At 67.3% G+C, this 24,419-nt stretch carries 25 protein-coding genes and 6 pseudogenes; 10 read left to right on the top strand and 21 right to left on the bottom strand.

Features of this window, described 5'->3' with window-relative positions; translation table 11 throughout:
- Positions 1-90 precede the first annotated feature (90 nt).
- The 8 genes from ACWGE1_RS05275 to ACWGE1_RS05240 form a co-directional block, all read right to left on the bottom strand.
- A complete protein-coding gene (locus tag ACWGE1_RS05275; RefSeq protein ID WP_453419197.1) occupies positions 91-303 on the bottom strand; it encodes a hypothetical protein in 213 nt (70 codons plus the stop codon).
- A 135-nt stretch (positions 304-438) separates the two neighbouring features.
- Positions 439-615 (bottom strand): hypothetical protein, encoded by a 177-nt coding sequence (locus ACWGE1_RS05270; RefSeq protein WP_453419196.1) that lies wholly within the window; start codon positions 613-615, stop codon positions 439-441.
- A gap of 39 nt (positions 616-654) precedes the next feature.
- A complete protein-coding gene (locus ACWGE1_RS05265) occupies positions 655-2,157 on the bottom strand; it encodes a hypothetical protein (RefSeq protein WP_453419195.1) in 1,503 nt (500 codons plus the stop codon).
- Positions 2,158-2,355: 198 nt separating this feature from the next.
- Complete coding sequence (locus ACWGE1_RS05260; protein ID WP_453419194.1) at positions 2,356-2,619, bottom strand: hypothetical protein; 264 nt, start codon at positions 2,617-2,619, stop codon at positions 2,356-2,358.
- Positions 2,620-2,744: 125 nt separating this feature from the next.
- Entirely contained in the window at positions 2,745-3,461 is a 717-nt protein-coding gene (locus ACWGE1_RS05255) for a site-specific integrase (protein ID WP_453419193.1), read from the bottom strand.
- A gap of 4 nt (positions 3,462-3,465) precedes the next feature.
- Positions 3,466-3,813 carry a helix-turn-helix domain-containing protein gene (locus tag ACWGE1_RS05250; RefSeq protein WP_453419192.1) on the bottom strand — a complete coding sequence of 116 codons (348 nt, stop codon included), beginning with the start codon at positions 3,811-3,813 and terminating at the stop codon, positions 3,466-3,468.
- Complete coding sequence (locus ACWGE1_RS05245) at positions 3,810-3,968, bottom strand: hypothetical protein (protein WP_453419191.1); 159 nt, start codon at positions 3,966-3,968, stop codon at positions 3,810-3,812. The genes ACWGE1_RS05250 and ACWGE1_RS05245 overlap by 4 nt, the downstream gene beginning before the upstream one ends.
- A 35-nt stretch (positions 3,969-4,003) precedes the next feature.
- Positions 4,004-4,159, bottom strand: a complete 156-nt coding sequence (locus ACWGE1_RS05240; protein WP_453419190.1) for a hypothetical protein — start codon at positions 4,157-4,159, stop codon at positions 4,004-4,006.
- A 96-nt stretch (positions 4,160-4,255) separates the two neighbouring features.
- Between ACWGE1_RS05240 and ACWGE1_RS05235 the strand changes: the two genes are divergently transcribed.
- The 3 genes from ACWGE1_RS05235 (at position 4,256) to ACWGE1_RS05225 (ending at position 6,735) form a co-directional block, all read left to right on the top strand.
- On the top strand, positions 4,256-5,038 hold the full coding sequence (locus ACWGE1_RS05235) for a tyrosine-type recombinase/integrase (RefSeq protein ID WP_453419189.1): 783 nt from the start codon (positions 4,256-4,258) through the stop codon (positions 5,036-5,038).
- Positions 5,039-5,394: 356 nt separating this feature from the next.
- On the top strand, positions 5,395-5,664 hold the full coding sequence (locus ACWGE1_RS05230) for a cadmium resistance transporter (protein ID WP_453419188.1): 270 nt from the start codon (positions 5,395-5,397) through the stop codon (positions 5,662-5,664).
- 240 nt (positions 5,665-5,904) lie between these two features.
- Positions 5,905-6,735 (top strand): DUF2182 domain-containing protein, encoded by an 831-nt coding sequence (locus ACWGE1_RS05225; protein WP_453419187.1) that lies wholly within the window; start codon positions 5,905-5,907, stop codon positions 6,733-6,735.
- Positions 6,736-6,820: 85 nt separating this feature from the next.
- Here ACWGE1_RS05225 and ACWGE1_RS05220 read toward each other — a convergent pair whose 3' ends face one another.
- Positions 6,821-7,168: a DUF1326 domain-containing protein gene (locus tag ACWGE1_RS05220; RefSeq protein WP_453419186.1), complete on the bottom strand. Its 348-nt coding sequence runs from the start codon at positions 7,166-7,168 to the stop codon at positions 6,821-6,823.
- 86 nt (positions 7,169-7,254) lie between these two features.
- Positions 7,255-7,440, bottom strand: a pseudogene (locus ACWGE1_RS05215) (DUF1326 domain-containing protein); the annotation flags it as partial.
- Between the two features lie 443 nt (positions 7,441-7,883).
- Between ACWGE1_RS05215 and ACWGE1_RS05210 the strand changes: the two are divergent.
- The gene (locus ACWGE1_RS05210) at positions 7,884-8,537 is read left to right on the top strand and encodes a DUF1326 domain-containing protein (protein WP_453419185.1); all 654 of its coding nucleotides are present in this window, start codon (positions 7,884-7,886) and stop codon (positions 8,535-8,537) included.
- A gap of 314 nt (positions 8,538-8,851) precedes the next feature.
- On the opposite strand, the pseudogene ACWGE1_RS05205 reads toward ACWGE1_RS05210, so the two are convergent.
- Positions 8,852-9,855 (bottom strand): annotated as a pseudogene (locus tag ACWGE1_RS05205) (amino acid--tRNA ligase-related protein).
- 614 nt (positions 9,856-10,469) lie between these two features.
- Between ACWGE1_RS05205 and ACWGE1_RS05200 the strand changes: the two are divergent.
- The gene (locus tag ACWGE1_RS05200; RefSeq protein ID WP_453419184.1) at positions 10,470-10,964 is read left to right on the top strand and encodes an NUDIX hydrolase; all 495 of its coding nucleotides are present in this window, start codon (positions 10,470-10,472) and stop codon (positions 10,962-10,964) included.
- A 131-nt stretch (positions 10,965-11,095) separates the two neighbouring features.
- Here the strand turns inward: ACWGE1_RS05200 and ACWGE1_RS05195 are convergent, their stop codons facing one another.
- The 7 genes and pseudogenes from ACWGE1_RS05195 to ACWGE1_RS05165 all read right to left on the bottom strand — a co-directional run bounded on the left by ACWGE1_RS05195 (position 11,096) and on the right by ACWGE1_RS05165 (position 16,741).
- Complete coding sequence (locus ACWGE1_RS05195) at positions 11,096-11,947, bottom strand: RCC1 domain-containing protein (protein ID WP_453419183.1); 852 nt, start codon at positions 11,945-11,947, stop codon at positions 11,096-11,098.
- Between the two features lie 321 nt (positions 11,948-12,268).
- Entirely contained in the window at positions 12,269-12,706 is a 438-nt protein-coding gene (locus ACWGE1_RS05190) for an NUDIX hydrolase (RefSeq protein WP_453419182.1), read from the bottom strand.
- Between the two features lie 265 nt (positions 12,707-12,971).
- Complete coding sequence (locus ACWGE1_RS05185) at positions 12,972-14,144, bottom strand: ATP-dependent nuclease (RefSeq protein WP_453419181.1); 1,173 nt, start codon at positions 14,142-14,144, stop codon at positions 12,972-12,974.
- A complete protein-coding gene (locus ACWGE1_RS05180) occupies positions 14,113-14,331 on the bottom strand; it encodes an AAA family ATPase (RefSeq protein ID WP_453419180.1) in 219 nt (72 codons plus the stop codon). Before ACWGE1_RS05180 ends, ACWGE1_RS05185 begins: the two co-directional genes overlap by 32 nt.
- An 829-nt stretch (positions 14,332-15,160) precedes the next feature.
- Positions 15,161-15,328 (bottom strand): annotated as a pseudogene (locus ACWGE1_RS05175) (pirin); the annotation flags it as partial.
- Between the two features lie 345 nt (positions 15,329-15,673).
- A complete protein-coding gene (locus tag ACWGE1_RS05170) occupies positions 15,674-16,126 on the bottom strand; it encodes an SRPBCC family protein (protein WP_453419179.1) in 453 nt (150 codons plus the stop codon).
- 225 nt (positions 16,127-16,351) lie between these two features.
- On the bottom strand, positions 16,352-16,741 hold the full coding sequence (locus ACWGE1_RS05165; RefSeq protein WP_453419178.1) for a hypothetical protein: 390 nt from the start codon (positions 16,739-16,741) through the stop codon (positions 16,352-16,354).
- Positions 16,742-17,283: 542 nt separating this feature from the next.
- Between ACWGE1_RS05165 and ACWGE1_RS05160 the strand changes: the two genes are divergently transcribed.
- Both ACWGE1_RS05160 and ACWGE1_RS05155 read left to right on the top strand, forming a co-directional pair.
- Positions 17,284-19,044 (top strand): SpoIIE family protein phosphatase, encoded by a 1,761-nt coding sequence (locus ACWGE1_RS05160; RefSeq protein ID WP_453419177.1) that lies wholly within the window; start codon positions 17,284-17,286, stop codon positions 19,042-19,044.
- A 217-nt stretch (positions 19,045-19,261) separates the two neighbouring features.
- Entirely contained in the window at positions 19,262-19,711 is a 450-nt protein-coding gene (locus ACWGE1_RS05155; RefSeq protein ID WP_453419176.1) for a hypothetical protein, read from the top strand.
- A gap of 143 nt (positions 19,712-19,854) precedes the next feature.
- Here ACWGE1_RS05155 and ACWGE1_RS05150 read toward each other — a convergent pair.
- Positions 19,855-20,267 (bottom strand): annotated as a pseudogene (locus ACWGE1_RS05150) (phage holin family protein).
- A 407-nt stretch (positions 20,268-20,674) separates the two neighbouring features.
- Between ACWGE1_RS05150 and ACWGE1_RS05145 the strand changes: the two are divergent.
- The 3 genes and pseudogenes from ACWGE1_RS05145 to ACWGE1_RS05135 all read left to right on the top strand — a co-directional run bounded on the left by ACWGE1_RS05145 (position 20,675) and on the right by ACWGE1_RS05135 (position 22,111).
- Positions 20,675-21,172 carry a hemerythrin domain-containing protein gene (locus ACWGE1_RS05145; protein WP_453419175.1) on the top strand — a complete coding sequence of 166 codons (498 nt, stop codon included), beginning with the start codon at positions 20,675-20,677 and terminating at the stop codon, positions 21,170-21,172.
- A 45-nt stretch (positions 21,173-21,217) separates the two neighbouring features.
- Positions 21,218-21,481: pseudogene (locus ACWGE1_RS05140) on the top strand (transposase); the annotation flags it as partial.
- Positions 21,482-21,619: 138 nt separating this feature from the next.
- Positions 21,620-22,111, top strand: a complete 492-nt coding sequence (locus ACWGE1_RS05135) for a hypothetical protein (RefSeq protein ID WP_453419174.1) — start codon at positions 21,620-21,622, stop codon at positions 22,109-22,111.
- A gap of 43 nt (positions 22,112-22,154) precedes the next feature.
- On the opposite strand, the pseudogene istB reads toward ACWGE1_RS05135, so the two are convergent.
- Positions 22,155-22,924: pseudogene (gene istB / locus ACWGE1_RS05130) on the bottom strand (IS21-like element helper ATPase IstB).
- The gene (gene istA, locus ACWGE1_RS05125) at positions 22,921-24,318 is read right to left on the bottom strand and encodes an IS21 family transposase (RefSeq protein WP_453419238.1); all 1,398 of its coding nucleotides are present in this window, start codon (positions 24,316-24,318) and stop codon (positions 22,921-22,923) included. Before istA ends, istB begins: the two are co-directional and overlap by 4 nt.
- Between the last annotated feature and the right edge of the window lie 101 nt (positions 24,319-24,419).

Here is a 24,419-nt window from a genome sequence, read left to right as displayed (position 1 = left end):
CAGCCGCCACCAATGCGGCCCCTCCCGCTACCGCCGACCCGGCCCACGCACCCCGTCCACGCCCCACGGTCTGCCACCCCCCGTCCACCGTCACCAGGATGCTCCCGCCTGGATCACGTCCATGGAAGGGTGCGGGTGGTCACGACGCGGGCGGCGGTGTTGCTCCGGTTCAGCGGCCGGATGCCGAGCCTGCTGCTTGAACGTCGTCATCCGCCGCGCGGCGCGGCCCGGGCACCAGGGCAGGCAGCAGGAGGAGGAACAGCTCTTGAGCTGCGAGTAGATGCAGACGTTCTTGCGCTTCACGTGCCAGTAGATCACCACGCCGTTGCCGGAAGCACGCGGGTTCGCGGATTCCTGGATGCGAACGAGTCAGAACCCGCGCGCGGTTGGGAGTCCAGCCGTCGGTGTCAGCTGGGGTTCATCGCGTACGTGGCACGGTCACGTGGTCAAGCGGCCGGTGCTGCGCAGGACGAGGGAGATGAGGGAGGCGAGCCGCTCGAAGAGGTGGTCGATCGCGGCATCTGTGGGGAGGTCGGTCTGGTCGTGCTCGTGGTGCCGGATTTCGGCATCGAGCTGGAGCGGATGCCCGAGGCCCGCTCCGGGACCTGACAGCATCTGTCGCGGGCCCGGCGGCCCGCGGCAGATGCTGAATTGCTAGTGCTGCCAGAAGTCGGAGAATTTCTGCGCCCAGGCCCTTGCCTTGGTGATCTGCGCGTTCGTGATGCGGATCCCCGGTCCCGGATCGTTCAGGACGTTGTCCTGCTCCGTGCTGTGCACCTGGGAATCCGTGATCAGGTGGCCGATCTCATGGGCGATTGTCGCGAACCTGTCCGACGAGCCAGCGGATATGCCCACGCACTGGCTGCCGATGAGGGCGCGGCCGATGTGCGCCGACTCCTGGTGCTCTATGCGATGCATGAAGATGACCTTGAGTACACTCTTGTCCGAGATGTGCTGCTGGTGGCTGGACAAAGTGTCGTTGTTCTCCCGAAGCGGTCTGTCGTCCGCGCCCTGCCCCGTCACCGGGGCGGTGTGCTGGTTGTCCGTCTTGATGTCGATGTAATTGACCAGTCGGAACCTGATTTTCGCCTTGCCCCAGATACTGTCCGGTGAGACCCAGCCGAGATGGGTGTAGAGGCCCTCGGCGTTGGGCTCGGGCCAAAGATCCCATGCGCGCTCCGCGAACCTCAGTTCTCCGGAGCCGCCGTCCACGCTTCGGACGTTGACAGTCGGACTGATGACGGGGATCTGGTCCCACAGCGCCAGTTGGCCAGCCGCCGTGATCTCCGAGACCGGGACGCTGTCGGAGAAGAAGCGCGCGACTTCGACGGGGACGAGAAGCACTTCCGGGTCGAGCGCGATGCGTGCCTGCTCGACCGGGTTGGCGGCGAAGCCCTTGGGGGCCTCGACCAGGAGCTTGATGTCGACCGGGTGGTAGCCGACGCGGATGCGGGACAGCAGCTTGACTTCGGAACCGGCGTCGCCCCTGAACGTTCCCGGGGTGGCGGGCCAGGCGTATGCGCTGTCGCTCAAGGATCCGGCCCGGACGGGGCGCGCGATCGATCCCGCGTCCGCTTCGCCGTTGGCGACGGAGAGCCGGACGTCTCCGTTGGTGAAGTGCCAGGTCTTCTCCTCCCGGATGAGCTCCTGCGGCACCATGGCGTTCGCCGACTCCGAGCGCACTGTGATCAGCTTGGTCGTGGACTCGACCCGGGGGTTGTCCGTGTCGACGAAGGTGATCCCGTCGTGAATGTTCACGGTGCCTTCGACCACGAGTGAGAGCGTTTGCACGGGCGGCGGTTGCGGCACGTCCTGTGGCTTCAGCAGTGACCCGAAATCGGTATGCTCCGTCGCGTAGCGATTGTTGAACCCTTCGAGTATCGCCTCCTTGAGGACCTCGAAATCGACGTCCTCAAGCCGACGGGGCGATGGATCGCCCGGCGAGTGCTCGTAGTTGAACACGATGACGTCGAGGAAGACCGGGCGTTGCAACATACGCCCGTCGAGCAATGAGAGCAATCCCGCGGAGAGTGCCGGGTACGGCGTGAACTCGGCGTTGCCCAAGAAATCGGTGAGAGCGGACTTCGGAATACTGAAATCCACCCCTGCGCCATCGAGGGCATGAATCGTGGCTTCGGGATCCATGTCGATCGGCATGACGATCGCCCCTTCGGAGCGGAGCTGTTCCGGTAAACGGCGCGGTGACGAGCTCTTTTCGGAATGATCGCGATGCATCTGCTACAGAAGGATTTCCATCCTCTCACGGCATGCGGCAGGGTGCCACGGCTGTCCTGGCAGCCCTTCCGGTATCGGGGGCTCGCAGACGGGGCGGTGGTGATTTCGGGGCCCGGACAGCTATCGCCAGAGGGTGGACCGGCGTTCGGGGAGGGCGGTGTCGATGTACTTCATCGCGGTCTCGGCGGCGATACCGAAGACGCGCATGAGGTGGACGGGGTCGGCGGTCTGGCGGGCCTCGTCGAGGATGCGGTCCTGGCGGAGCTTGGACAGAGTGAGGCCGAGCGGACGGAAGATGTCGTTCACGACCACGGTGGAGACGGGCGGCAACCGGTCGTCCGCAACGGTCTGCTGGCTGACCAGCAGGTAGGGGTTGGCCGTCACGGGCCACCGCTGGTGTCGGTCGCGGAGCCGGTCACTCGCGAGGATGTGGGTGACTTCGTCGAGGTAGACGGTGTGCCGTAGGTCCCGCCGGACCGTCGGACGACCGCGAGCGAGGTCGAGATCGGTCAGGAGGAGGCAACGGGGCTCACGCCGGCCGAGCGCGTGGATGGCGACGAGCGCGACGGCAAACTTCGCCATCGGAGTGTCGGCCGGTCAATCAGGCCGCGGAGGCGGTCGGTGGGGATGGGCACGGGCAGGTGTTCGGAGGTGGACAGTGAGACGCCGCGGGTGGGTTCGCGGAAGATCACCCCTTCCTGCTTGAGGGCCTGGAAGAGGCTGCGAAGAGCGCTGAGATGGTCCCGCCCCGTAGAGCCGGGACGTTGCTTGAGGGCGTCTCGGACGTCGTCCTTGGTGAACTCGCGCAGGCTGGTGACACGGGCCGCCCAGGCGGTCAGGACTGGGTAGAGGTAGCCGAGGTACTTGCGGATCGTCTCGAACGGCATCGCGGGGTGTTCCCGGCGGCCCTCGCCCCGCAGGACCAGCACCCAACGGCGGAGTTCGTCAGCGAGGGCCTCGGGGAAACTCTGGACGCGCTGGTTGATGGCCCGCTGATGGATATCGACCTGCCGGGCAGGGTCGGGGGTGACCGGCCCGCGGCGGCTGAGGAACTGCAGGATCCGGCGTGCACTGGTGCCGGGCCGGTCGGCGGGCAGCGACCGGACATCGGCCTCGTGGATGGGGGCGTCGGCGCCGATACGGGCCAGCAGGATACGCAGGGGCTTCTCGCCCCAGCTCAGGCAGACCCGACACTGTCCGACCGGCCATGCTTTCCGCCGTGCCACGGTGTCAGTTCGGCGGCAGCGAACGGCGCGAGCGCCCCTGGCTTCTGCGCGGGGTCGGCCGCATCCGGCGGTACGGCCCGTCCTCGGCCCCGACCGCCGGCTTGCCGGTCTCCCGCTCTCCTCCGTCGGCGGCGGCCAGCGGCTCGGCTTCCAGCAGATCGGCGACCGTGCAGCTCAGCGCGGCGCACATCTTGTCCAGGTCATCCAGCCTCACCGAGATCGGTTTGCCGCCCCACAGGGCCGCGGCCTTGCTCAACAACGGGTTGAAGCCGACCTGTTGGAACGCGGCCAGCAGATCGCTGGGCCGCCAGATGTCACGCTTGGCCGCGGCCCAGCGCAGATTCCACTTCACCGCAGATTCCCCTTGTCCATCAAGAGTCGCTGCACTGCCCGCCCGGAGGCGGCCAGACTCGCCGTCTCCGGGTCGGCATGGGCGGTGGCGAGGTACGAAACCGTGGTCGTTGGCCGGTCGTGTCCGAGCATTTTCTGTACCTCCCACAGCGGCATCCCACACTCATAGTTGTGCGTCGCGCAAGCGTGTCTTAGCAGTGGGGGTGGAGACGGGTGACCGGGCCGGTGAGGAACCGCTGCCCCGCCGTCTTCAGCGCCTTGCGGAAGGTCGAGGGTGTCACCGCGATGCCCGGCGTCGGCATGTTCAGCGCCGAGACCGCCGGCAGCAGGCGTTCGGAGAGGAACAACGGCGCCTCGGATCCTCCGGATCGTCGCTGAACTCTCCGCGGACCTCCTCGATATACCACCACAGGAGGTCACGGCCCTCCTGGAACAGCCGCCGGATGAGCACCTTCGACCACAAGGTCGTGGACGGCTTCATTCGCACCATGGAGCGCAACGGCGCCGGCCTGGCCACCCAGTCCAACGCGTTCGACAAGGTCAAGTCGGTCCTCCTCGACGCCTACCGCCTCGGCATCTACACGGAGAACCCCGTCCTGGGTGTGAAGCCCCCGCAGTACGACCCAGAGCGCGCGGTCATCCCCTCCCCCGCCCAGCTCCGCAACATACGCACCGCCGGCGACGACCGGTTCCTCCTGATCGCCGACCTGATGAGCGGCTGCGGCATGCGCAACGGGGATGCCTTCGCCGTCAACCTCAACAACCTCGTCGCCGGCGACGTCCACCACATCACCGAACAGGTCAATCAGACCACCAAGACGTACGGCCGCCTCAAGCACCGCAAACCCACCGACTACCGCGACGTCCCCCTCCCGGCCCGCATCCGCGAGACGATCGAGTGGTACGCCGACAAGCACGGCACCGTCGACGGCTACCTCCTGCGCCACCCCCAGGACCCGACGAGGCCGTTTCTGGCCTACTACCTGCAGAACCAGTGGCAGCGCATCAAGCGCGCCGGCGAGGTCGACGTCCCCGACGGCATGGTGATCTACAGCCTCCGCCACTTCTTCGCCTCGAACTGCCTCACCAACGGCATCCCCATCACGGACGTCGCCGAATGGATGGGCCACAAGACCCTCGACATCACCTTCAAGATCTACCGCCACCTCATGCCCGGCTCCATCGGCAAGGCCGCCAAGATCCTCGACGTGGGCCTGGCTGCGTAGTGCGCCAGCCGAACCTGCCCTAGGTTGTGGGTTGAGCCGCAGCCCCGGCAACCATCAAGTGCGGTCCTCGGTGAAGACTGCCAGCCCCCACACGAATGGGAATGGGCCGCCTCCGCACGTACTTGGTGCCCGACCGGTCTGCCAACGCCCACCACTGCAACGGGAGTGGGTGCGCTCATTTGAACCTCGTCGAGATAGTGGACCAGCCGGGAGCGGTGGGCTGGGCCCGAGTCGGCCATCCCCTACCTCGGTCTCCTGCCCCTCGCCCTGGGCCTGAAGGCAGCCTGGCAGGCGTGGAAGCACCGCAACGAAGACGGAGGCGACGAGGGCGAGGCCCCACAGGGCGGGCGACCGTCATGGCGGTTGCCGCCGTCACCTTCGCCAATGGTGGCGACAACATCGGCGTCTACGTCCCCGTGTTCGCCACCGCCGGCATCGGCGGGATGAGCGTGTACGCCGCGGTGTTCCTGGTCCTCGTCGCTGTCTGGTGCTTCGCCGGCAAGTGCTTCGCCACTCGCCCCGTCATCGCCAAGGCCCTCGCCCGCTGGGGGCACATCCCGCTCCCCGCAGTCCTGATCGCCATCGGCCTTCTCATCCTCATCGAAGGCGGAGCCTTCGGACTCTGAGCCGAGTCCGTCCACGCTCGACGGCCATCGGTCCAGGCTGACTGTCACCGGACACAGCGGCAGGCCAACCAACAGGGATCGGCGGAGCTCAAGACCGGCCTCCCAGGTTTTGAGTCTTCCAGTTCTGTGATCTGCTGGAGATGTCACCAGACCCGTCTCGGCTACACGCGGGTACACCACCGCCATCGGTGCGGGACGTGTCTGAGGCGGCAGGCAGCTCGCGTCCCTGGGAGACATTCCATGCCGCACCTCCGCCTGGCCCCGCCAGCACCCACGCGGCCCGGAGCCCTCCTGCCCGCGCGTGACCTGGCGGTCGCGTGGTTCCTGATGGTGCTGCTGGCCGCGCTGGCGTGGGTACTCACCATCGGCCAGTCCCGCCACATGGGAATGGAGCCCGGCACCATGGGCCTGGCGCTCCCCCTCTTCCTGCTGCTGTGGGTGGTCATGATGGCCGCGATGATGCTGCCCTCGGTGGCACCCGTGGCCATCACCTGGGTACGCGGCATCAACCGCCGCTCGCCCGGACCCGCCCGCGCTCTGCGGATCGCCGAATTCGTCAGCGGGTATCTCCTCGCCTGGACCGGATTCGGGCTACTCGCGTACGGCGCCCTGGCCATAACGGGACACCTCGTGGACCGCGATCCCGCGGCGGGCCGCTGGATCGGCGCCGCCGTGTTCCTCCTCGCGGCGGCCCAGCAGTTCGGGCCACTGAAGCGCGTCTGCCTGCGGCACTGCCGCAACCCGATGTTCCAGCTGCTCCAATACTCACGATTCAGGCCTTGGGCGAAGGACCTGCGAGTGGGCGCGCACCACGGGCTCTACTGCGTCGGGTGCTGCTGGGGTCTGATGATCGTCCTGATTCCCCTCGGCGTCATGAACGTGGCCGCGATGGCCGCACTGGCGGCCGTCATCTTCCTGGAGAAGCTGTGGCGGCAGGGACCCTGGCTGACCTGGGCCGTCGGCCTCGCCTTCCTCGTCCTGGCCGTACTCGCCCCCTTCCAGGACTGGCTGCTCCCGGGCCTGGACACATCGGGTCCCCCCATGGACCGGATGACCGGCTGGACAGGCTGAGCGGTCGCCGTGCACCCCGCGGGAGGCGGCCCATACGGCGGTCGCCCTCCCTCGTTCAAACGAAGCCGGCTGTTGCGCGCCCGCCTCAACCCCGTCCGGTGGGCGCGCCCTCGAGCTGTTCGCTGGAGAAGGCGCAGTCGGACACCTCGCCGTACGCATCCTCGAACGACAGCCCGAATGCATTCGAACTACCGGCGCGGCCCAGCGTGAATTCCGGAGAGAACCCGAACATCGCGTTCTTCATCGTCGTGAGCCAGCCATCGGGGCCCCTCAGGGGTTCGAATTCCAGCTCGGTCTTCCCGCCGACGCTCAGCCTGGGCTTCTCTCCATCGGACAGGGAGACGCTCGCCCGCTCCACGCCCAGATTCTCGCCGTAGAACTGCGAGAGTTCACCGAACGCACCACCTTCACTCCCGGACACGGTACGCGCCACCGCGTCCGTCTGTTCGTCGGTGGCCCCTCGTCGATGACCAGGCCGACCTTCCAGTTGCCGGAGGTCAGGTTGGAGGGGAAGTGGTTGTACAGGACGAAATCCACCCCGGACAGGTTCACATCGTCCAAGCGCCCTTCTTCCACATGGAAGGCGGCACACCCGAGGAATTCCTCACGCCCCTGCGGGTCGTGCGGCTTCGCATCTACGGCGCAGCCGCACACCACCGCACATGAGCGACCGGCCAGGTAGTTGCCGGAGATAGTCCACGTCATGACTGCTCCCGATCGCTTGACGATTGTCGTCATCCGACTGCGCGGATGGCGTCGGCATCGAAAACGATCGGCGGTGAGCGTGCGGCAGGCGGAGCGAACACACCGGGAAACGCGCGTCCACCCCGGGCGACGGCGGCAAAAGACGCCCCTCTGCCCTCCCGAACAGCGCAAGTCTCCATGACCGGCTCACTCCACGGGCAGATGTCCGGACCCCGGGAGTTCTTCTCTTACAAGGCTAGGCGTGCTCACCGAGGGTGTACAGATCACCGCACGCCTTGACCGGTGCCCGCCCCGATGGCCGCGCTCGCGGGCACCAGGCTTTTGCCCACGTGACAGCGGGAGGAGAATGGAAGACGACCCGTGCACCGAGCGCCTGTATCGACGCCCGGCGGGGCAATCGTCGACGTGATTCCCATCCGTACGGGCCACGAGGAGGCGACGAGATGTCCGAGACCACAGCGACGGTTCCCAGATGGCACGCGGTCGGCGACTGGTTCGATACGTGCAGGTGCAACGTTCCCTGCCCCTGCTCGTTCGCCCAGCTGCCCACCTACGGCGAATGCGACGGTGTCCTGGCGTGGCACATACGCGAGGGTAACTACGGCGACGTACCGCTTGACGACCTCAATGTACTGATGCTCGGCTCCTTCGTCGGCAACGTGTGGGCCGAGCACACCGACACCTACGCGGCGATATTCCTCGACGAGCGCGCCGACGACGCGCAACGCGCAGCCCTACAGATGATCTTCGGCGGCCAGGCCGGCAGCTGGCCCGCCGAGATGGTGACCATGATGGCCCCCGAGATGCGGGGCATGGACTTCGCCCCCATCCAGATCGAGGTCGACGAAGACCTCGGCGGCTGGCGGGCTACGATTCCCGACCGGGTCGAGGCAAGCGCTCAGGCGCTCACCGGACCGACGACTCCCGAGGGCGCCCGGGTCCAGTCGACCAACCTGCCGGGCTGCGAGACCGGGCCGGGCCAGGTCGCGACCTGGGGCCGCTCCACGGCGGACCGCGCCGACGCCTTCGGCTTCCACTGGAGCCGCGAAGGCCAGTCCAGCAAGCACATCACCTTCGACTGGACAGGCCCCGACTAAGGAAACGGGTGCTGATCCGAGGCACGGGTCGGCAACGACACCGCATGAGTTCCTCGGTCGGTCGTGCCCGGGCGTGACCGGCGCGATGCTGGGCGCATGGAGATCGAGGCCCTCGTCGTTCGCGCCGAGTGTCACCCTCTCCCACAGCGGTCCGTGCCACCGCGGCCGGTGCGCCGCCCGCGAGCTGGCGCTGCGCGACCATTGGGACAAGAACCCCACCGAGGCGTGGCCCTGGGGCACGCCCGGTACTGAGCGAGCCACCCTCTGCCACACCGCCAAGCCGACGGTGGGGCAGAGATGCGTCTACCGCTTGCTCAGGGGGTGAGGCGGTTCGGCCCCCTGAACAGGAACGCGGCTTCGCGGATCGAGTCCAGGCCGAGCATGACCATCAGGATCCGGCCCAGGCCGGCGCCGAGGCCACCGTGGGGCGGGCACCCGAAGCGGAAGATGTTCATGTAGTCCTGCATCGGCTCGGTGTCCATGCCCTTCTCCTCCGCCTGCTTGAGCAACACGTCGGAGCGGTGCTCGCGCTGGGCGCCGGTGGTGACCTCCAGGCCCTTCCACAGCAGGTCGAAGCTGAGCGTTAGGTCTGGCTGCCCCTTCGGGCGCATGTGGTAGAAGGGCCGGATGCTCGCCGGGTAGTACGTGATGAACGCGAACTCGTGCCCGGTCTGCTCCTTCATGTGTGCGGCGATCCGACGCTCACCGTCCGGGTCCAGGTCCTCCTTCACCCCCTCCGGGTCCCAACCGCCGGCCCGCAGGACCTCCTGCGCCGCAGCCATCGTGATCCGCGGGAACGGCGTCTCAGGCACCGCCACCTCGACCCCGAAGACCTCCCGGATCCGCTCCCCGTGGACCGCCGCGACCTTGGCGATGGCGTGGGCCAGCATCCGCTCCTCGAACGCCATCACGTCCTCGACGCCGTCGATCCACGACAGCTCCACGTCCACACCGGTGAACTCGGTCGCGTGCCGCGAGGTGAACGACGGCTCGGCCCGGAAGACGGGACCGATCTCGAAGACCCTGTCGATGCCAACTCGGCGACAAGCTCCAAGCCGCCGAGCTTGACCTGGGCCGTGTCCACGACGCGCCCGGTGATCCGCACGGCGGACTCCGGGGTGAGGGACTCGAGTACGGCCTCCAGCGGGCCGCCGTCGCGCTTGTGGGTCACCTGAACCATGCCGGAATGGTCGCGCAGGATCACGAACTGCATCTTGCGCTGCAGCCGGAGGGCGTTCACCCAGCCGGACACGGAGACGGTCTGGTCGATGTGGCCGCGTAGGTCAGAGGTCGGAACGCGGCTCGTAGTGTGGATCATCGCAGCCCTCCAGGGGCGTCGTCATGATCCCTTGGGAGTGCGGGCGAGAAGGGAACTCGCGGTACCACCGCACTTTCGCCACCGCCCGAAGGCAGCAGCCTCATTCAGCCCTGTGACGGGGGCGAACCGGCGGGGCATTGGGCCGGGCAGCCGTTCCTCCCCGCGCTCGGGAGGGTCTTCACCACGGGTGCGAGTTCGCCTTCACAGCTGCCGGCGACTCTCTCTGCTCGCGTGATCCGTGGCTACTCGTCTCCGTCAACGCATGGAGATGAGGATACGGACACGGTCAGATTCGACACAACGGAAATGATCGAGACACGCTGGCAGCGGTCAGGACCGGCGACTGCTGGCCGACCATGCCAGCGGGATGGCCGATCGGGCGGCGACAAGGGTTCACGCACCGGCGGCAGGCTCGGCATCGCACACCCGAACGGGGGTCAGGCGTCGGTCGGCCGAATCGGTGGCAGTCGGGGCCTTCGCGGGCCGGCCGATCGACAGAATTACGCTGATTCGACAGCAAGTTGGGGGCCTAGACTCTGGGCTTCCCCCGGACACCGACCGATCGCGGTCGGCCACAGGACAAGCAGGCCCCGGTCCTCCACCGGGCCGGGCTCATGGACCAGTTCCTGTACCAAGTGGAGGTCGCTGCAAAGCCCGAGAAGGTCACGAAGGAAAAGGTCCTCGTCTACGTCGTGCGCGACGGACGCCTGCTGGTGTTCCGCCACACCGACTACTCCTACGAAGAGGTCGGCATCCAGGTGCCCGCAGGCAGCATCCGCCCCGTTGAGACCCCGGAAGCCGCCGCCCTGCGCGAGGCCCGCGAGGAGACCGGCCTGTCGGACTTCAAGATCGTCCGAAAGCTCGGCGAGACCGAGTACGACATCAGCCCGTACCGGTTCGAGATCCAGCACCGGCACGTCTTCCACCTGGAACTCACCGAACCGACCCTGGCACGGTGGATGAGCCAGGAGAACCACGACGGCGAGCAGGAGCCGACCTACTTCGAGTGCTTCTGGAGGCAGCACACATTCTCCAGTCCGGCCAAGGCGCGCTACTGGGCCGTCTGTCCGACTAGCCACTGCAAGTGGGGGCGCGGAGGCACTGGCTGACAGTGGCGGCGCTCACCTCGGCGCCCAAGGCCCTCGACCAGCTGGCGCCGACCAAGGACTGGAATCAGAATGAGGCCTCCAAGGCTGGAGAATGACGGTAAGTCATTTCGTGTAGGGCGCGGTCCTGAGGGCTATGGAATCTGGACTCCGGACCAGTCATCGACTTCGCACTGTCTCTCGGCATTGTTCCCTGCGGTCACGACTGTGCCGTTGGCACGGAGGCCAAGGGTGTGCGTTGAACCGGCCGCCACGGCGACAATGTCGTGCCAATCGCCGACTTCGCACTGTCGGTAGCTGTTGTCTCCGGCTGCGAGGACCCGTCCGGACGCAGTGACCCCGACGGTGTGGTAGCTACCCGCGCTGAGCGCCAGCACGTCTTCCCAGTCATCGACCTCGCACGCCCCGGCCGCCCCGTCTCCGGTCGCGACTGCCCGCCCGTCGGCTCTGAGACCGACGGTGTGGAGATACCCAGCCGAAATGGCGGCTAGGTCACGCCACCCTTCAACGGCACACTGCCGTCGTCGGTTGTTCCCCGCGGCCAGCGCAGAACCGTCCGACCGGACGCCAACCGAGTGCCAGTCGCCACACGAGAGGAAGACCATCTCACGCCAGGACTGCACGTCACACTGTCCTTCTGAACTCCGGCCGACTGCCAGCACGCGGCCATTCGCGAGCAGCCCAAGTGTGCGGCGCCAGCCTGCGGCCACGGCCGTGACGCCCCGCCATCCTTCGACGTCACATTGCCCATCGCCATTCCACCCCGTTGCCAGCACCGTGCCGTCCGACCGGAGTCCCACCGTATGAGACCTGCCGGTGTTCGTCGCGGTATGGACGTTGCCAGCCGCCACAGCGACGACGTCTTCCCATCGCTCAACACGACATTCAGCGGCTGCGGTATTGCCCACGGCGAGAACGGTTCCATCCCGGCGCCGTCCCACCGAATGAGCCCTTCCGGCCGCCAGCACCGACGAGTTAGCGAGCATTCCGCCTCCTTGTTTTTCGGCGCGAGTTCGCGACATGGGATGTCACCTTACTTTGGACTTGGATCAGAGCGAGGTCCTCAGTCGTTGCCAGCAGATGACGGCACAACCGAGTGTGATGAAGGCCTGGTGGATTTCGTCGCGGATCTCTCAGCGGATGCGTAGGCGGCGGAACCAGTGCAATAGCGCGATGGCGCCTTCCACGGCCAAGCGGTGTACGCCTAGTCCGGAGCCGTGTTCGCAGCAGCCGCAGTGCACCGTAGGCGCCGTCGGGGCCGATGCACTTCGGCATTGGCCCCCACGGCAAGTCCACAAAACCGGAAGCTACTTCGCAGCCTCTGCCCGAAGGGCGCCGGCGCCGATGGCGCCCCGGAGGACGTGAGCGATCTCCTCGGGCTTGAGGTCGATGCCGTCGAGCCCCGCCACGGTCAGCGGGATCTCCTCCAGCGCGTACTCGCCGCGGCCCTCGGCGGTGAACTCGGGACCGGTGCGGTCGTCGAAGGACCAGGTGGCAATGCGGGCGAAGTAGAAGAGCTGACGCTCGTCGTCGGACTCCATCGTGTGGAGGAGTCGGACGATGTCGGCCTTCCCCGCGATCTCCTCGTGGATCTCCCGGTGAAGGGCGGCCTCCCGCGACTCATCGCTGGGTTCGACGCCGCCGCCGGGCAGGACCCAGTACACGGGGGTGCCGGGCTTGGTGCGGCGGATGACCAGCATCGTGTCGTCAGCGGTGACGAGGACGGCGCGGACTCGTTCGATCATTTCGGTCTGTCTCCTTGCTTGTTGACGGTCTCAGTGCAGCAGCCAGCCGCCGTCGACGTGGACGGATTGCCCAGTGATGAACGATGCGGAGGGGCCTACGGGGTCCTCCGAGCTCCGGGGTAGTGGGTCTGCTACCGGGTCGAGCCGTCCGTGCTGGGCGCCGTGGGCACGCTGCTGGCCGGCGCCGCGAAGACGACGTGACCGCGCTGCGGATCGAGGCGCTGCTGCCCGAGCAGCGTGCCGAACAGATGCTGGGCATTGCCAGTCAGGGCGGCCAGCCCCTGGCCGGACCGGCTGGCAGCAGCCCAGTGCGGGTTCGGCGCCGGACTGCCTCCGCCTTCACCAGGCCCTCCAACGAACGGCACAGCTCGTCTTCCGTCACCTGCCTCACCCGGGTGACCGGGTACTCCGCTCCGGCGTCACGAGTGAGTCGACGTACCTGGTGGTGTCTAGCGGGGTCGATAAAGACCGGGCTGTGCGTCGCGTACATCACCTGCGTACGCCCCGAGGGAGACGACGTCACCAGCTCGCGCAACACCTTCGCAAAGGTCCGCGCCTGCGGCGGGTGCTGGAACAGCTCCGGCTCCTCGACCGCCAGGCACAGCGTCCGCGATCCGCTCAACGGCCGCCTGCGGTCGGCCAGGTACTTCAGCGCCGCGATGATCAGTGCCCTCTGGAATCCGTGCCCCTGCCGGGACACGGAGGTCTCGGCCGCGCCGTCCTTGATGCTCACCTGGAAGGCAGTCTTGGCTGGCCTCGGCGCCCGCACAGTCGGCGTCACGACCACTTGCCGTCCCACGGTGAGCTTGGCGACCTCGGCGGAGAGAGCGGCGGAGACATCTTTGAGGGCCGGTCCGTAGACATTGTCGTGGACCAGCTGGCGGGCGAGCTGAGCGTTCTCCTCGATCTCGCCAAGCTGTGTGTCGGCCTCGGTGCGGTCGACGGCGTGGTCGAGGATGCGGGCGACGGCGGAGGCCTTCTGGTCGTCAGCTTCCTCGTACGCGCGAAGGTCGGCAGAGACAAAGACGAAGTCGATGAGCTGGGCGAGCTTGCTCTGCCCGGCGAACCCGAAGAAGTGGGTGTCCTCGATCTTGGCTTCGGTGAGCTGGTCCCGATGGTCCCGCTCCCAGGCGAGCATGGCCTCGTTCACAGTCTTCTCGCTGCCAACGCTCGGCAGGCCAAGGCCGGGGGCCCTGTCCTGAAGCTCGTTGTACGCCCTGCGCTTCGGTATCGCGCCGCCGGCCACGCTCCGGACCTCCTCGAAGGGCGCGTACGCGAGGGCCTTGCCGGTGATCTTGTCCGCACCATCTTCCCAGGTACGCCAGATGCTGACAGTGTCAGCGTCGTCCGGGGCATACCGGCCGAGGGCCGTACGGTCGAAGTCGCTTAGGCCGTCAAACTCAACCTCAACGGAGATGCGCTCGCTGCCGTCGGCCACCGCCGAGTGGACGTCCTCGGTGGTCAGAGGCGATCGACTTTTCACCGTTGAAGAACCAATCGAGTGCACGGAGCACGGTGGACTTAACGACGCCGGTCGGGCCGATGAACGAGGTGATCTCTTCAAAGGCAATGTCCACCTTGTACAAACAGCAGAAGTTCTCGATGCGTACGCGCTTGATCTGCACAGCCGTCCTGAACCATCGTGCGGTGCGGGCCCGTTGGGCTCGCTGTGACGAATCAAGACTAGCGATGCAGATGACACCACATCAGGATTTTTCGCGTTCACAAGAATTCACGAGGACGTAGTATCCGGGCAGAGCGAGATCCGTCCGGCGCACGCACTGCGGCAAGGCAGGAGCCCGGAATGAACATGGCCCTCCCCGTCGGTGTGCCGCAGCTCCGCTAGAGCCTGATTCGCCCTGCTCCGAGCCGACGACAAGGACCCCTCTCTCCGGACGAGGAAGGGCGTCGGCAGCCACACCTAACGCTATCCCCGCGCGGCTGGGTCCGTATGGCCCTATGGCCCGCCGATCCCCCCTCCAGATCACCCCCGCGACGTCCGGCCCACCAACCGTCGCCTGCCGGTCCCCACTCGCTGGCAGGCTCGGGAGCTCCATACTTGCTCGTGCCTACGACGCGCTGCCGTGCCTTCGATTCCGCGTTCGGATCACGAGGGTGCCCACCTGCCACAAGCGACGCTGCCTGATTCCTGCGGCACGGCGAGATCTACTGCTCGATACGGAGCGTTACACCGGGCGACTCGGGTCCCGATCGCCACCGCTACCCAGGCGGCAGGACGCCAGCAGAGCTGACGAACTGTCACCCAAGTCAGCCTTGGGTCAGCATTGGTCCTGGCGAAGCTGACCCCAGCTGGTCATGCCTGGGAAACGTCGAGGGTCCCGAGAGGGCCTTCCAGAGCCCCCAAGTCGCCTGCCCCGCCGGAAGGATCTCCGTACGGGATGCGGCCTCTCCTCGGCCGATGTCGACTGATCAACCTGCTACAGAAAAGGCAGGTCAGCGCACTCGCCCGCGTGCCTTCAGCGGCCCCGGCGGGAGCGCAGGCGCAGGGATCGGGGGGCCGTCGTAGCCCTTTACTTCGCCGTAGCGGGTGCCTTCCATCCAGTCCTTGCGGAACTGGACGATCTCCTCGTTGCTCCGGCCGATCCAGTTCCAGAACGTAATACGAGATATCCGTCTTCATACAGGTCAGGAACTGATTGGAACCTCTGGGGTCAGCAAAAGGTCAGCATTGGCGCCCCAGGAGTCGCGCACCGCACGGCAACGAAGTCGCTCTCCCACGGCATGGGCACCTTCTACAAGGACTGCGAGCACCCGCAGTCCGGCTGGTCGAATTGCCCGCACGAATACACGCTCCGTTACCGCCGCGCGGCCGGGAAAACGGCAGGGCCTGGTTCCGGGCCGACCGCAGTCCGTCTTCGGTCGCTGCGTACCGCGCCTCCGGGCTCCGGCGCTGGAGCGTGGAAGTCCCGAGCGACCAACCCGTCGGGCGCGCCGATCACCACCGCGTCAGGCATGGCGAGCCCCTGCGTGATCCTGTTCCACGGTCCTGGCCAGGCGGGCGAGCATCCCCCGGTGGCGGAGCTGGAGCAGTACTTCGATCGCGGGGTTGTGCAGGGTTCCGCCCACGCCGCGCAAGGGGTGCTCGTCGCAGACGACCAGGGTCTCCTCGCCCCACGGCCGGAGCTGAAGGAAGATCCTCGCAGTGCCCAGCGACTTGAACGACGCTTCCGGTTCCAGCTCCCGGCCGGCTTCCCCATGGCGTACGGTCGTCACCCCTTCTGTCGACCAGGGGCCCAGCCGCACGGTGTAGCGCAGCCGGGATCCGACCTCCGGCCAGGCCTGATCGAGCGGTGTGGACTCGGACGGGCCCACCACCCACTCCCCGTACAAGGTCGGATCGGCGAGCACCGCCCACACCGCCTGCGGGGACCGGTGAATCAGCTGGTTGCGGACGGCCATGAGAGAAGTCCTCCTGCCGGAACGGACACTGTTCCTGGACCGCCGACGGCCTGGCGACCCGGGGCACTGGGCGAAGCCCTTCGTGTGCCGGTAGCGACGCTCGTGCCCTCGTCCTTCGGCCTCGCGTCGGCTCAGCGCGAAACGTCGGCCCGCGACCACGGACGGCTGTGACCGTCTCGGGGACTGCCGTGGCGCACCGCAAGGATGGCGCACGCCCAGACTGCGCTACCCGCGGCCGCGCTTGTCGGGCGGGTCCTGGGGGGCCACACCCGTCGAGGCGGAAGCGCCCTTCGTTCCGCTGGGACGCTGCGACCGGCCCCGGGGGCCCAGGTCGTGCATGCCCTTCGCCCCAGAGCCCTTGCTCTGGTCCTCCCCGCGTGCTCCCCTGCTCTTCACCGGCTTGCCGTGGGGGTTTCCGGCCTCTTCCTTGGAAACCGTCCTGCCGGGCCCCTTGTCCGGGGCGTACTCATCCGGGTGGAAGGAACGGTGGGCACTCGGGTTCTCCTGCTGACGGGTCTCGTCCACGTCCGGCGACCAGCCGTGCTGCCTGGTGCCCTCGTGGGGACTCGGACCCTTGCCGTGGGCGGGCTGGGACGGCTTCGGCTGCTTCGTCATTGGCCCGGCCTGCTGTCTGTCTCGGGATGGGCGCACGGGTACACGCGCCTCTACCGCTGTCTTCCAGTTGGCGGCGACAGCCTGAAGCGTCAGGATCAAGGGGCGCATGTGGTCGGCCGGCGCGAGGACTTGACCACGCCCGTTCACCCCGACGTGGATGTGGCAGCCGCACACCATCCCGTCGTGCGAGCGACCGGGGAGGGCCACCGGGCGGGCGTCCGCTCGCAGGAGCGCCGTTCGGCTTTCACTGCACGCCGCCTCGGACGGGTGGGAGCCGGAACCGACTCTCCCGCAGCACCTCGCGCCCACCCCGCCGCTCGGCCGCCGGTCGCTGCCGGGAGCCGCCCCGTCGACGCACGCGCCCTTGTCACCGTAGACCGGCGCAGGGGCCCTTCGCTGGCCTACCATGCCTTCGAGGGCTTCGGGACAGCGCGGCCGGAGGACAAATGCCAAAACAGGGCCAGGAATCCGGAGCGGAGCCGGGGACCGCACAGCGGCGGGCCATGAGGCTGGCCGGTCTTTCGGCAGCCTCCGATACCGGAATGGACCGGTTCGCCCGGCTGGTTTCACGACTGCTGCGCGTGCCGGTGGCCTTCGTTTCGCTGGTCGAGGAGGAGCGGCAGATCCTGCCCGGACTGTTCGGTCTGGCGGAGCCCTGGGCGGGGAGCCGCGCGCTGCCGCTGTCGCACTCGCTCTGCCGTTACGTGGTGGCCTCCGGGCAGCCCTTGGTCGTGCCCGATGCCCGCGCCGATGACCGGCTCCGTACCAACCCGGCCATCGGGGATCTCGGGCTCATCGCGTATGCGGGGATGCCGCTGACCGACGCCGACGGGCTGGTCCTGGGCTCCCTTTGTGCCGTCGACCACGAGCCGCGGACGTGGAGTGAGGGCGAGCTGACCGACTTGAAGGATCTGGCCGCTGCTTGCTCCGCCGAGCTGTGCCTGCGCATCCTGTCGGCGCAGAGCCGGTCCGTGCAGACGGTGCTGGAGACCGCGCGGGCCGCCGCCGAGCGGGCCCGCAGTGACGCGGAGCGCTTGGAGCAGGAGGCCCAGGCCGGCATGGATCATGCCGAGCTGCTGCTGAGGGCCTCGGAGGAACTGGCCCAGACGTCCGGGCTGGAGGACGTCCGGCGCCGGCTCCGGGACCTTTTCGTCGGTGCCGGGAAGCCCTCGTACGTCGGCCTGTTGGTCGCTGACAAGGACGAGTTGCACCGGGTTGCCGACCCGGACGTCGAGCACTCGGTGGAACGGGAGGTCCTCACACTGCCCGTGAGCGCCGCGTTCCCGAGCACGCGGGCCATGCGGGAACGGCGGGCGGTCTTCGTGCCCGACCGTGAGGCGCTCGTCGCCGACTACAGCCCCGAAGCGGTCGGCTTCTTCGATCGCATGGGCTTCACCACCGTGCTGTGCCTTCCGCTCTGGGGCAGCCGCGCCCTGCTGGGCGTACTCGCCGTCTGCTGGGCCAAGCGGCACGACGTGGGGGTCACGGAGCGGGCGACGCTCACCGCCGCGTCCGGTTACATCGCGCAGGCGGTGGAGCGCGCCCTGCACCTCGACGAACGCATCTCCGTGGCCCGGCAGCTCCAGGAAGCCATGCTCACCGACCTCCCCGTTGCCGACGGCATCAAGATCAACGCCCTGTACGAGCCGGCCGCGGTCGGCGACATGATCGGTGGGGACTGGTACGACGCCTACCACCTGCCGCCCGCCTCACCCGGTGGCGAGCCCGGAGCCCTCATGGTGACGGTGGGTGACATCACCGGCCACGACATGCACGCAGCCACGATCATGGGCCAGATCCGCAGCATGCTGCGGCAGGCCACCCTCGACCACCCGCCCTACAGCCCGGCCACGGCGCTGACCGCCCTCGATACCGCTTGTTCGATCCTGCCCTTCGAGGCCGGCGGCACGCTGGTCCACGCACGCCTCGACCTCGCCGACGGCGGTCCCGGCTGGACCCTGACCTGGTCCAACGCCGGCCACCCGCCGCCGCTGCTCCGTACCCCCGACGGCCGGGTGACCCTCCTGGAGGAACACGACATCCTCCTCCACAGGGACCTCGGGCCGTCCCGCCGCACCGAGGCCCGGCGTGCTCTTCCCCCTGGCTCGACGCTGTTGTTCTACACCGACGGGCTCATCGAACGCCGCGGCCACGACATCGATGCCTCCCTCGCGCAACTCGTCACCCTGCTCGCCCGCCACGGTGACCGTCCGCTGCCCGAACTGCTCCACCTGATCAGCCACAGGCCGGCGGACCCTGCTCCCGGGGACGACGTCGTCGTACTGGCGCTGCGCGTTCCCTGACGGCGTGACCGGCCGCTTCCTGGATCCAGCAAACGTCCGATGACCAGCGGAATGAGGATGGTCCAAAGGATCGGAATTCCCGTCACGAAGCGGATGACGAGGAGAATGACGCCGATGACAGGACCAATGTCTTCCGTTTCGGCGTGACGGTTCACAACCGGGGTAGACGCCAGCCGTGTCCGGCGGCTCGTTCGGGCGCGCATCCAAGGAGCATTACATGATTCTCATCCTCGGGCTCATTATTCTGATCGCCGCCATCGTCGTCGGCCTGGCCGGAGTATTCGGCAATACCGGCGCGGGACATGATCTCGGCGTCGGCGGCGATTTCTCGATTTTCGGCTACCACGTCACCGGTTCGACCGGATCCCTCTTTCTGAGCGGAATCATCGTCGGAGCCGTCGCCCTCTTGGGTCTGACTCTGGTCATGATGGGCGCCCGTCGTTCGGCCCGTCGCTCGGCGCAGGCCCGACGGGACCGCGGCACATCACGCCGTGAGGCCGCCGTCGTCGACCGCGAGCGCGACGATCTGATCAAGCAGCGCGACGATGCCCGCGCCGGGGCCGGTGCTCCGACGGCCGACGTGCCCCGCGCCGAGACCGGTGCGCAGGTGACCGACGTCCCCCGCGGCCGAGGCCACTGGTTCGGCCACCGGGCCGCGCACCGCTGACGGCAGTCTTTGCCGTTCCGCAGAACCTGTCGGCCTTGTATGCGAGCGCCTCGATGGTCTGCCCGAGTTCGTCGCGGGTGTGCTCGACCTGCTTGCGCAGCTCGTCAGGAGTGGCGTGCCGATATGCGTTCGGGGTTGGTCCGTCATCGGTGCACCTTCTCCTTGATCTCGGCCAGGTCGGCCTTGAGGCTGTCCATGGTCTGCTCCGGTACGGGTGCGCCTGCCTGTGCGATCTGCTTCTTCCCTGCCATGGCGATCGCTGCGGAAAGCACCGCCAGCCCCACCGTGACGATCAGGGCCGATGCCCAGACCGGACTATCAACGCGAGAGCTGCGATGCATGTTGCTGTCAGGGCCTGGGCTGCCAGGATTCCGATCAGGCCCGCCGCGCCGAAAGGGCCTCCGCCCTTGCCGAAGCGTTTGCCCTTCTGGGTCATTTCCACTCGAGCCAGCTGCATCTCCTCGCGGACCAGCTCCAAAATCTGCTGGGAGGCGCGCGAGACCAGCACACTCACGGATTCATCGGAGATGTGGATCTGCCGCTCTATCGTGCTCATGCGGAGTCTCCCCTTCACGATGCGCACGCTGTTGTCATGACGCGCCTACCCGGTAGACGAACAAGCACCCACACCACGAGCGGAAGCTTCTGCGCGCACCGTGGCGCAACGGCAGAACCACCGGAATACTCCGGCCGCCGTGCTGGTGCCGGACAAGTGGCCCGTATGGCTGATGGGCCATCACGGCCACCCGCACCGGGTGATCGGCGTCGCCGCCGGCCTCACGGCCGACCCGAACAGCGGAAAGGCTCTGACCTGTAACGAGCCGAGCCCGCCTCGGGCGGCAGGTCGGAGCCGCATCAGCGTTCGGCGCAGAGACGTTCGCCTGTACGAGGCATCCCCTCCGGTCAGCAGTGTCACCACCGCCCCACTGGGTACACGGGTCAGGGCGGTCGGCTGCTCGCCCGATGGACGACGGAAGGAGACCCGGTGGACGGGATCGTACTGCTCAAGGAAGACCACAAGACGGTGGAGAAGCTCTTCAAGCAGTTCGAGAGGGCCGGCGACGGCGCGCACGTCACCAAGCGGAAGATCGCCGACCAGGTGATCGAAGAACTCACCACGACACCTGGATCGAGGAGAAGATCTTCTACCCGGCCGCCCGCGAGGCGGCTCCCGACACCAAGGACCACGTCCTCGAAAGCATCGAGGAGCACCACGTCGTCCTGTGGATGCTCTCCGAACTCAAGGACCTCGATCCGACTGACGAGCGGTTCGACGCCAAGATGACAGTCCTGATGGAAAATGTCCGCCACCACGTCGAGGAAGAGGAGAAGGAGTGGTTCCCCGAGGTCCGCAAAGCCATGGGCCGCAACCGCCTCACGGAACTCGGCGAACAGATGGAAGCGGCGAAGAAGGCCGCACCCGGCGACCCCTTGGCCGTCCCCAGCGCCGACCACTACTAGGGCCTGTATCGAAAGTGGATCTTTCTTCATGAATGATCTTCGTTCATGGGGCGGGGTGATCTCACTGATGAACAGTGGGCGGTGTTGGGGCCGTTGTTGCCTACGGGGACGAGGGCGGGGCGGCCGCCTGTCTGGCCCCGGCGGCAGTTGATCGACGGCATACGGTTCCGGGTCCGAACGGGCGTTCCGTGGCGAGACGTGCCTGCCGAGTACGGGCCGTGGGGCCGGGTCTACGACCTGTTCCGCCGGTGGCAGCGAAACGGCACCTGGCACCGGGTCTTCAGCCGGCTCCAGTCTCTGGTGTCCGCGTACTCATTGAGGTGCTCAGCAAGGTACGGATGAACGTGCTCAGCTTGGCGGCCGTCCAAGGGCCGTCTTGTGAGGACGGAGAAAGCCTCGGGGCAGAAACTCCTGGCTTGTGAGCCGGAGAGACCTGATGATCGACGCATGAAACGAGGCGCCTTCGACGACATCCCCTTGACCACGCTGTTTCCCGGCCTGTCGCCTGCTGGCGTGGAATCCCTGAACGACGGGGCCCGTGCTGTTGATGCGGCTCGGGTCAACGAAGCTGGGGCGGAATGGGAATGGGCTCTGGAACACGCGGTCTGCCCTGCACCTCAGCCAGGGACGCCGATCATCCTCGGCCTGGACGTCATTGAGCATGCCGACGGGAGCGACCAGATGGAGTTCCTGCTCCAGGTCGTGTGGACAGACCTGGGCCAGCTCGCGGTCGACGCGGCGGTGAACGTTGCCTGCTGGTGCGACACAGATCACGCCACCCACGACGTCGATGTCTTCAGCCATGACATCGCTGATCTGGCCTTGCTTCCCGAGGCCTTCCGTGCAGGCGCTGAACGCCTGATCGGATGGCTGGCGGACCCACGCAACGCAGACCACTGGCGTGCCAAGGCGGGGCTGCCCGCCCGCCGGCCTGGCTAGGAAGCCGGCGGGATGTCGATGGGGAGACGTCTACTTCGGCTGATCAGGCCACGTTGGCATCGCGCTCGATGGCGGCGAGTCGGTTCTTGAGTCGGTAGCTGGGGCCGTTGATGGAGACGACGTCGCAGTGGTGCAGGAGGCGGTCGAGGATGGCGGTGGCGAGGACCTCGTCACCGAACACCCGTCCCCATTCACTGAAGGTCTTGTTCGAGGTCAGGATGATCGAGCCCTTTTCGTAGCGCTTGGAGATCACCTGGAAGACCAGGTTGGCCTCGGCCCGCTCCAGCGGCTGGTAGCCGACTTCATCAACGACGAGGACTCCGGGGCGGAGATAGGTGCGGAGCTTGCTGTTCAGCCGCCCGGATGCCTCGGCGGTCCTGAGCTGTCGGACCATGTCGTCGAGGGTGGTGAAGTAGACGGAGAAGCCGGCCCGGCAGGCAGCGACCGAGAGAGCGACTGCGATGTGCGTCTTGCCGACTCCGGGTGGTCCCAGCAGAGCCGCGTTCCCCTTGGCCTCGGCGAAGGCGAGGGTGGCAAGGTCTTTGATCTTGCGGGGGTCGAGCTCGGGCTGGAAGGTGAAGTCGTATTCGTCGAGCGTCTTGTGGTGCGGCAGTTTGGAGAGCCGCAGGCCCTGTCGGAAGCGGCGGTCGTCACGCACGGCGAGCTCTTCGGCCAGGACGAGGTCGAGGAAGTCGAGGTAGCCCATCTTGGCCTCGTCAGCCCGACCGGCGTACTGCTTCAGGCTCTCGGCCAGGTGGGCAGACCGAGCTTGGCGGCCGTGGTGCGGATGCGGGTGCTGACCAACTCACTCAACTGGGCTCCTCCGGTGTGGGGTGGGCGGTGAAGGGACGGGTTCCGGTCAGTTCGTCATAGACCGACAGGGGGCGGCGGCCGACCTCGACTCGGACGGCTGCGGCCCGGGTCAGCAGAGCCATCAGCGAGAGGGCCTCCTCGCCGAGAGCACCCTGCTGGCGGCGCTGAGGAGGAACATCACCGGTGGTGGTCCGTCTGTTCTTTCCGTCGGGGAGTCCGTCCCAGTGCTTCTCGTCGACGACGCAGGCTCCGCGGCCGACGGCCCTGCGGTGCATCGCGAGGAGAGTGTCGCCTTTGGCGTCGGGAACGGTGGAGTGAAGGATGACCTGGGACTTCGTGGCTCTGACTTCCACCAGCTGACGCGGGCGGACCTTGCGGGCCGGCACTGAGTAGAGGTTCGCGTCGAAGGCAACCAGGCAGTCCTTGCCGACATAGCGAAGGTGTCGCTGGGTGATCACGTAGGGCGTCGCCGGAAGCGGTCGCAGAGCCATGTGGTCGCGGACCGCGCGATGGCCGATGACCTCGCCGTGGGTGCCGTGCACCTTCGCCCGGCGCAGGGGCACCCAGGCGTTGAAAGCGGAGTCGAGTTCCTCGACGGAGGCGAAGGAACGTCCGGATAGGACGTGGTCGCGGACGATCAGGACCTGACGTTCGACCCGGCCTTTTCCGGTGCGGTAGGCGGCCAGCACATCGATGTCGAAGTCGTAGTGTCCGGCGAACCCGACCGCCTCCGGGTGCAGGGGCACCGCCTCGCCCGGTGCGACGTGGCGGCGAACGACGGTCTTGGTGCGGTCGTAGACGATCGACATCGGCACGCCGCCGAAGTGGGCGAAGGCCTGACGGTGGCAGTCGAAGAAGGTGGCCAGGTCCTGGCTGGTAGTGAAGCAGCAGAATGGATCACGTGAGTAGGACAAGGTCATGTGGAACGAGTAGACCTTCGGAATGCCCACATGGGCGAGGATCTGGCCCTCGTCTCCCCAGTCGACCTGGGCCTGAGCCCCGGGCACGACTTCGAACCTGCGATGCAGGCCGGCCAATTCGCCAGGGCTGATGCCCAGTTCCTGAGCGATGCGGGGGCGGGCTTCCTGCATGTAAAGCTTCACTCGCTGGTAGGTGCCGGTGAATCCGTACTCGGCCACCAGCCGCTCGTGAACCACGGCGCCTTTGATCAGGATCTCGGACCGCAGCATCGCATCGATCAGCGGCGCAACCTCATCCACCATCCATCGGCGAGCGCGACCCCGGCGAGCCGCAGACCGCCGAGGCGGTGCGGCCGGCGCCCCGGAAGACAGGTACTTGCGCACCGTGCGGCGGTTGAGCCCTGTCTCTCTTGCGATCTCCGACAGGCTCATAGCCCCGGACTCAAACAGCCCCCGCAAGCGTCGAAGCTCCATCCACCGTTGCGGATCCAACACCACGGTCAGCCGCCCTCCACCACCCCGAACAGGCCAGCGGCAGACTGCCCACGAACGATCCCCGCTACGTCAGCAGTTGG

The sequence above is a fragment of the Streptomyces sp. NPDC054932 genome, assembly GCF_053610205.1.
This window is presented reverse-complemented; position numbering and strand designations above follow the sequence as displayed.

Excerpts from the sequence above, each read along its gene's own strand:
- ACWGE1_RS05270 (WP_453419196.1), bottom strand. The coding sequence starts at position 615 with ATGCTGTCAGGTCCCGGAGCGGGCCTCGGGCATCCGCTCCAGCTCGAT.
- ACWGE1_RS05265 (WP_453419195.1), bottom strand. The coding sequence starts at position 2,157 with ATGCCGATCGACATGGATCCCGAAGCCACGATTCATGCCCTCGATGGC.
- ACWGE1_RS05245 (WP_453419191.1), bottom strand. The coding sequence starts at position 3,968 with ATGCCGCTGTGGGAGGTACAGAAAATGCTCGGACACGACCGGCCAACG.
- ACWGE1_RS05235 (WP_453419189.1), top strand. The coding sequence starts at position 4,256 with ATGAGCACCTTCGACCACAAGGTCGTGGACGGCTTCATTCGCACCATG.
- ACWGE1_RS05230 (WP_453419188.1), top strand. The coding sequence starts at position 5,395 with ATGGCGGTTGCCGCCGTCACCTTCGCCAATGGTGGCGACAACATCGGC.
- ACWGE1_RS05225 (WP_453419187.1), top strand. The coding sequence starts at position 5,905 with ATGCCGCACCTCCGCCTGGCCCCGCCAGCACCCACGCGGCCCGGAGCC.
- ACWGE1_RS05210 (WP_453419185.1), top strand. The coding sequence starts at position 7,884 with ATGTCCGAGACCACAGCGACGGTTCCCAGATGGCACGCGGTCGGCGAC.
- ACWGE1_RS05200 (WP_453419184.1), top strand. The coding sequence starts at position 10,470 with ATGGACCAGTTCCTGTACCAAGTGGAGGTCGCTGCAAAGCCCGAGAAG.
- ACWGE1_RS05195 (WP_453419183.1), bottom strand. The coding sequence starts at position 11,947 with ATGCTCGCTAACTCGTCGGTGCTGGCGGCCGGAAGGGCTCATTCGGTG.
- ACWGE1_RS05190 (WP_453419182.1), bottom strand. The coding sequence starts at position 12,706 with ATGATCGAACGAGTCCGCGCCGTCCTCGTCACCGCTGACGACACGATG.
- ACWGE1_RS05170 (WP_453419179.1), bottom strand. The coding sequence starts at position 16,126 with ATGGCCGTCCGCAACCAGCTGATTCACCGGTCCCCGCAGGCGGTGTGG.
- ACWGE1_RS05165 (WP_453419178.1), bottom strand. The coding sequence starts at position 16,741 with ATGACGAAGCAGCCGAAGCCGTCCCAGCCCGCCCACGGCAAGGGTCCG.
- ACWGE1_RS05160 (WP_453419177.1), top strand. The coding sequence starts at position 17,284 with ATGGACCGGTTCGCCCGGCTGGTTTCACGACTGCTGCGCGTGCCGGTG.
- ACWGE1_RS05155 (WP_453419176.1), top strand. The coding sequence starts at position 19,262 with ATGATTCTCATCCTCGGGCTCATTATTCTGATCGCCGCCATCGTCGTC.
- ACWGE1_RS05145 (WP_453419175.1), top strand. The coding sequence starts at position 20,675 with ATGGACGACGGAAGGAGACCCGGTGGACGGGATCGTACTGCTCAAGGA.
- ACWGE1_RS05135 (WP_453419174.1), top strand. The coding sequence starts at position 21,620 with ATGAAACGAGGCGCCTTCGACGACATCCCCTTGACCACGCTGTTTCCC.
- istA (WP_453419238.1), bottom strand. The coding sequence starts at position 24,318 with ATGGAGCTTCGACGCTTGCGGGGGCTGTTTGAGTCCGGGGCTATGAGC.